General features: G+C 58.1%; 1 pseudogene. It reads left to right on the top strand.

The annotated features are described in order from the left end of the window. Nucleotides 1–1346: pseudogene (locus ACM6JQ_RS15975) on the top strand (hypothetical protein); the annotation flags it as partial.

Below are 1346 nucleotides of genomic sequence, written 5' to 3'. Positions count from 1 at the left end.
GCGCCCGAATACCGCATCCGCATTCCTTACGATCCGCTGATCACCCCGGACAACGCCATCGAACTGAAATGGTTCGGCACCCGGTCCGACTTCACGACTTACGACCCGGAACTGGACTGGTATTTCCCCAGCGAAGACGAGGCCAATGACCCCGAGGGGTTCATCGTCACCGTCGCCGGCGAACACGGCAAAACCCTCAAGGGCGGCACGCTGGACCTGTCGTACAACCTGCTGACCGATGAAAACGGCACCATCGTCAAACGCGCATCCCTGCACGCCTCGCTGTTGAACGTCGGCGAAGCGCAACGCGAACTGGTCAAACCCATTGTGCTGGGTGAAAAAGATGGCGTACTCGAACCCAAAGTCCTGCCCGGTGGCGCCAGCAAAATCACCGCGCCACGGCCGGTGGCTATTCCGAGCGCGGCCAACGATATCGTGAAGTTTTTCTGGATCGTTGAAGGCAATGAGCCCGTCACCGACTCGAAAATACTCAACGCATTGTCCAAGGACAAGGACGTGGTTTTCCCGCTGAACGCGGCGTTTGTGGCCCAGCACATCGAGCCTAATCGCGGGAAAAAAGTGCAGGTGCACTACGAAATTTTCCGGGCGGCCAGCAACACGACCAGTTATTCGAATGTGCTGGAGTTTGTAATCGGCGAGCCGGTGGCACTCGATCCGCCAACCATCGATTCGGTCAAGGGCTCGCCAAGCGGCAAGGACATTGTCGAAGGTGGCACCACTGTTGAAACCAGCGTGGTGCTGAGCGGCATGGCGGCCAAGGGCAAGAACGTCGAGATACGCGATGGTGCCACCGTCAAGGATCAGGTCACGGCGGATCCGGTTTCTGGAATCTGGACCTACACTGTGCCGGGTCTGAGTGTGGCGAAACACAGTTTTAGCGCGATAGGAAAATATGGTGCCGAACCTACCTCTGCGGCCTACACCCTCACTGTCACGGCGGTCATTAAGCCGACGCTGAGCAATGTGCTGGACGACCGCAACAACGAAGTGCCAGAGGGTAAAACCACCTTCAGCACGTCGCTGACACTCAAAGGCACCGCCAGCAAAGATCAGGACGTCGGAATCTATGATGGCAGCGGTGCGAGCGCAGTGCTAAAGGGAACCGCGACAGCGGATAAAGCCACAGGCCTGTGGGAATGCACGATCACGGTTGTAGTGGGTGCGCGCCGGTTGTATGCCAAATCCCTTTATCACCCCACATCGACCTATTCCAATGTGCGACTCCTGACGGTGGAAGCCCTCAGGGCGCCGACATTGACATCGGTCAAAGGCTCGCCGAGTGGTAACGAAATCCCCGAGGATGGCTTCACCGTGGAAACGGCCGT

It is taken from the genome of Pseudomonas sp. IT-232MI5 (genome assembly GCF_949767845.1).
Taxonomy (GTDB): domain Bacteria; phylum Pseudomonadota; class Gammaproteobacteria; order Pseudomonadales; family Pseudomonadaceae; genus Aquipseudomonas.
The sequence above is the reverse complement of the archived record's forward strand: the minus strand, read 5'-3'. Positions and strand labels throughout refer to the sequence as shown.